The organism is Stenotrophomonas sp. YJH_SMC_16, assembly GCF_059367875.1.
In genome coordinates, this window is the sequence record NZ_JCAFRH010000018.1 from 1 (window position 1) to 5,232 (window position 5,232).

At 66.8% G+C, this 5,232-nt stretch carries 4 protein-coding genes and 1 pseudogene; all 5 read left to right on the plus strand.

Features of this window, described 5'->3' with window-relative positions:
- Positions 1-376, plus strand: a pseudogene (locus AC5P6E_RS21150) (methyl-accepting chemotaxis protein); the annotation flags it as partial.
- A 157-nt stretch (positions 377-533) separates the two neighbouring features.
- Positions 534-1,307, plus strand: coding sequence for a flagellar brake protein (locus tag AC5P6E_RS21155; RefSeq protein WP_029550863.1), 774 nt, complete (start codon positions 534-536; stop codon positions 1,305-1,307).
- Between the two features lie 133 nt (positions 1,308-1,440).
- The gene (locus AC5P6E_RS21160) at positions 1,441-1,932 is read left to right on the plus strand and encodes a chemotaxis protein CheW (protein ID WP_010482468.1); all 492 of its coding nucleotides are present in this window, start codon (positions 1,441-1,443) and stop codon (positions 1,930-1,932) included.
- 136 nt (positions 1,933-2,068) lie between these two features.
- Entirely contained in the window at positions 2,069-2,452 is a 384-nt protein-coding gene (locus AC5P6E_RS21165; RefSeq protein WP_010482470.1) for a hypothetical protein, read from the plus strand.
- 101 nt (positions 2,453-2,553) lie between these two features.
- Complete coding sequence (locus AC5P6E_RS21170) at positions 2,554-4,932, plus strand: methyl-accepting chemotaxis protein (RefSeq protein WP_126560348.1); 2,379 nt, start codon at positions 2,554-2,556, stop codon at positions 4,930-4,932.
- Positions 4,933-5,232 lie beyond the last annotated feature (300 nt).

The window sequence follows — 5,232 nt, forward strand, 5'->3', positions numbered from 1 at the left end:
CTCGGTGCAGCGCGTGACCGACATCATGGCCGAGATTTCCGCTGCTTCGCAGGAACAGTCGGCCGGCATTGAGCAGGTCAACCAGACCGTGGTGCAGATGGACGAGACCACCCAGCAGAACGCCGCGCTGGTGGAGGAAGCCACCGCCGCCGCGCGTGCAATGGAAGACCAGGCCGTGCAGCTGGGTGAAGCCGTAGCCCGCTTCCGGCTGGCATCACAGGGCACGACGGCCATCCCGGCACGCCCGCTGGCGGCACCGGTACCGCGCCAGGTTGCAGCCGCCGCACCGGCCGCAAAGCCGGTCCCGGCGCGTACGCTGCGCACCGCGACAGCCCAGCCGGCGCTGGCCGCAGACGGCGACTGGCAGGAGTTCTGATGTACCGGGGTCGGATCCCTTTCCTTCGGGAAGGGGATCCGACCCCGGACGCATGGAAAGTGATGCAATTCTCACTTCATAATCCGGCACAGTGGCCGATATCCCCATCGAGCCTCGCGCCAACGCGTGCTGGCGCCCGCCCCTGACCGTAGATTCCATGTCCGACGGCAACGACACTGCAGTGCATGATGTCCACGCGGCTGACGCCGCTGACGAACGTTTCCTGGTCCGTAATCCGCGCCAGCTGCGGCAGCTGCTGCGATCGCTGATCGACCAGCGATCACTGATCAATGCGCATATCGACGGCCGCGACCGCTCGTTCCCGACCGCGCTGCTTGAGCTCGACGAGGACGAAGACACCCTGCTGCTCGATGGCAGCCCGCAGGAGGCGTCCAACCGCGCCGCCGAACAGGCCGATCATCTGCTGTGCTTCGCCCAGCTCGAACGCGTGCTGGTGCGGTTCCGCCTGCAGGCACTGCAGCGTGTGGACAATGACGGCCACGTCGCCTTCCGCGCCCCTCTGCCGGACGAGCTGGTCCATCTGCAACGACGTGAGATGTACCGGCTGGAGACGCCCGTCACCGATTCGCCCCAGCTGCTGGTCCCCGCCGGCGAGAGCCGCGCCGAAGCGCTGTCGATGCGGGTGGTGGACATCAGTGGTGGCGGCCTGGCGGTGGCCGTGCCTACCGACTGCGCGGTGTTCAGCCTGCAGAAGCGCTACCCGGCGGTGCTGTCGCTGCCCGACGGCCCGGACCTGGAGATCGAGCTGGTCGTCTGCAACCTGCTGCCGCAGCGCCAACCCAACGGCATCGAGATCAAGCGCGTGGGCATGCGCTTCGACATCCTGCCACGTGGCGCCGACAGCGCCATCCAACGCTATATCTTCCGCATCGACCGCCAGCGCAAGGCGCGCCGCAACGGCGAGCTGTAGGGCTCGTCCAACCGGTAGTGCCGGCCGCTGGCCGGCAACCTCGCGACAACGCGGGGCCCAAACCTAAAGTCCCCCGACGAGGGGCCGATATCGAGCCTGACACCGGGACTTCCGGCAGAACCAGGACCCCTCGATGAACGACAAGACCAGCTCCACCGCCAGCGCCGGTGGCGAATTCCTCAGCTTCACCCTCGGTGCCGAGCACTACGGCGTGGACATCCTCAAGGTGCAGGAAATCCGCGGCTATGACGCGGTCACCCGGGTGCCGGATGCACCGGACTACATCAAGGGCGTGATCAACCTGCGCGGCACCATCGTCCCGGTCATCGACCTGCGCCTGAAGCTGCGCCTGGACGACGCCCGCTACGACGCCTTCACCGTGATGATCGTGCTGAACGTCGACGACCGAGTGGTCGGCATCGTGGTCGACAGCGTCTCGGACGTGATCCCGCTGTCGGCCGAGCAGATCCGCCCAACCCCGGAATTCGGCGCCGCCGTCGATACCCGCTTCATCTCCGGCATCGGCACGCAGGACGACCGCATGCTGATCCTGCTCGACATCGAGACCCTGCTGGACAGCGCCGACATGGGCCAGGCCAACGTCGTTGAAGACGCCGCCGCCTGATCAAGCGGACCTGCTTCACGTTCTGGTCACACAACCCTTCAGTTCCCTCCGGCAGTGCCGATAGGGGGACAGAAGCCGGTCGCGCAGGAGCGCGCAGAACCGGAACGACCATCACCATCCCCGGAGATACACCTCGATGAAGTCCCTGCTTGCATTCGTTTCGGCCGCTGTCCTGGCCACCACCGCTTCCGCCGCGTTTGCCCAGTCGGCCGACATGATCCCGCCGGAACTGGCACCGCGCTCGGTCGGCAAGGACGGCATGGTCTGCGGCAAGGTCGAGAAGGCCCGCTACGCAGAAGGTTCCGAAGGCCAGCCGACCTTCCTGTACATGGGCGGCGCCTTCCCGCGCCACACCTTCTCGGCGCGCATCGCCGGCGAGAACCGCGGCAAGTTCTCCTTCCCGCTGGAAACCCTGGAAGGCAAGACCGTCTGCGTGATCGGCAAGATCCAGCGCGACGCCTCGCGCGCGGAAATCGAAGTCAGCTCGCCGGCCGGCCTGAAGCTGGCCAACATCAAGTAATCCGCTGTCCGTCGAACCACGCCGGACCTGGTGCCGGCGTGGTTTCTGCTGCAACCGGGCCCGACGCCCGGACGCGTCTGCCTTAGGAGATCGCAACGCCCATGCCGTGGATCAACAACCTCAAACTGATGCCGAAGCTGCTGCTGACCTTCGGCGTCCTCCTGCTGGTGATGTTGCTGCAGGGCATCGTCGCCTATCGTGGCCTGCATTCGCTGAACAATGTCACCACCGAGCTGGCGGGTTCTCGCATGGAGAGCATCCGCATGGCCGGCGAGATGCGCGGCATGCTGGGTGAATACCGCAACGCCGCCTACCAGCAGCTGATCCGCGCCAGCGACGACGTCAAGGCGGATGCACGCAAGCAGGGCGTCGAGCTGCGCGCGAGCATGGACAAGTCGATCAAGGAGTATCCGACCCTGGTCGACAACGCGCAGCAGAAGAAGCTGTTCGACACCTTCGCCAAGGAGTGGAAGGACGCCCTGGCCTCCTATGACAGCGTCACCGAGATGCTGGAACTGGACCTGCCGGACGACGCCATCGATACCTTCGTCGGCGAAACCCGCACCAAGCACCGCAAGGCCGCCTCGGCGCTGGAAGCGCTGATCGCCGAAGACAACCGCCTCGCCCGCGCGTCGCGCGAACAGGCCGCCTCCACGTATTCCGCCTCGGCCGTGCTGACCGTGATCGCCCTGCTGGGCGGCGCCGCGCTCGGCCTGGTGCTGGTCTGGCTGTTCGCCCGCGCCCTGGTCGGCAGCGTGCGCGGCGCCGTGTCGGTTGCCAACGACGTGGCCGGCGGCAAGCTCGATGGCCACATCGACGTCAGCCGCCAGGATGAAGTGGGCGAACTGATGCAGGCCATGCAGCGCATGCAGCGCGACCTGCGCGAGCGCATCGAAACCGACCAGGCTGTGGCGCGCGAGAACCTGCGCATCCGTACCGCGCTGGATTACAGCTCGACCGGCGTGTACCTGACCGACACCAGCAACACCATCGTCTACAGCAACCGCGCCCTGCAGCAGACCCTGAGCCAGTACCAGGACGAAGTGCGCCGTGACCTGCCGGACTTCGACGCCCAGGCCTCGCTGATCGGCAAGCCGGTCACGGTGCTTGAACACCGCGGTGAAATGGACCAGACCCTGCTGGGTAACCTGAAGGCACACGGCGTGGCCCGTCGCCCGATGCAGTACGGCGATGCCCAGTTCGCCCAGGTGGTCTCGACCATCCGCAATGAAGGCGGCGACACCGTCGGCTACGTGGTGGAATGGCGCGACCGTACCCAGGAAGCGCAGGTGGAAGCCGAAGTGGCGCGCGTGATCGCCCAGGCAGCCGCCGGCGACCTGTCCGGCCGCATCGATTCCAGCGACAAGGAAGGCTTCTTCCTGCAGCTGGCCCAGCAGATCAACGGCCTGCTGGACGCCAATGCCGGCAGCATCGAACAGATCTCCGGCCTGCTCGCCGCACTGTCGCAGGGTGACCTGACCGTGCGCATGCAGGGCGACTACCAGGGCGTGTTCGCCCGCATGCGCGACGACGCCAACGCCACGGCCGCGCAGCTGAGCGAGATCGTCACCCGCATCAAGCAGTCCAGCCGTGCGATCAGCTCGGCCGCCGGCGAAATCGCCTCGGGCAACAGCGACCTGTCGCGCCGTACCGAACAGCAGGCTGCCAACCTGGAAGAAACCGCTGCCTCGATGGAGGAACTGACCTCCACCGTGCGCCAGAACGCCGAACACGCCCGCCAGGCCAACCAGCTCGCGATCGGCGCGCATGGCGTCGCCTCGCAGGGCGGTGAAGTGGTCGGCCAGGTGGTCACCACCATGTCGGCCATCGAAGCCTCGTCGAAGAAGATCGCCGAGATCATCTCGGTCATCGACGGCATCGCGTTCCAGACCAACATCCTGGCGCTGAACGCCGCGGTGGAAGCCGCACGTGCCGGTGAACAGGGTCGTGGTTTCGCCGTGGTCGCCAGCGAAGTACGCACCCTCGCCCAGCGCTCGGCCGCTGCCGCCAAGGAGATCAAGGGCCTGATCGACGACTCCGTTGGCAAGGTCAACGACGGCTCGGCCCTGGTACACAAGGCCGGCGCAACCATGGGCGAGATCGTCGCCTCAGTGCAGCGCGTGACCGACATCATGGCCGAGATCTCTGCGGCTTCGCAGGAACAGAGCGCCGGCATCGAGCAGGTCAACCAGACCGTGGTGCAGATGGACGAGACCACCCAGCAGAACGCTGCACTGGTGGAAGAAGCCACCGCCGCCGCCCGCGCGATGGAAGAACAGGCCGGCCACCTCAGCGAGGCCGTGTCGATCTTCGTGGTGGACGAAGCCGAGGTCGTGGCCGCCCCGCGCGTCGTCGCTGCCCCTGCCCCGCGCGCCACGGCGCCGGTCGCTCCGGCACCGGTCGCACCGCCGGCCCGGCGCACCGCGGGTGGTCGCCCGATGGCCACGGAACTGGCCGACGGGGACTGGCAGGAGTTCTGATTCCAGCCTGACCTGATCCACGAAGACGCCCTGGCCCTGCGCCGGGGCGTTTTCGTTTACGGGGTATCTGGATATCCAGCCAACGGCGAAGCCCCTCGGGGTGGTCGCGGAGAGCGCTTGGCTACTGAGGGCTGGCCGGGAGGGTGGGCTGCGCAGGGGACGCCGTAAACCTGTGGTGGTCAAGTATTTTTGGACACTCCCAAAGGGAGTTCAGGCCACCTGCTCTTCACAAAGCGCAGGTGGCACAAGGCCGTTGGCACTGTGCGGCCGACGGTGGTTGTACCAGTCCACGAATTGCTC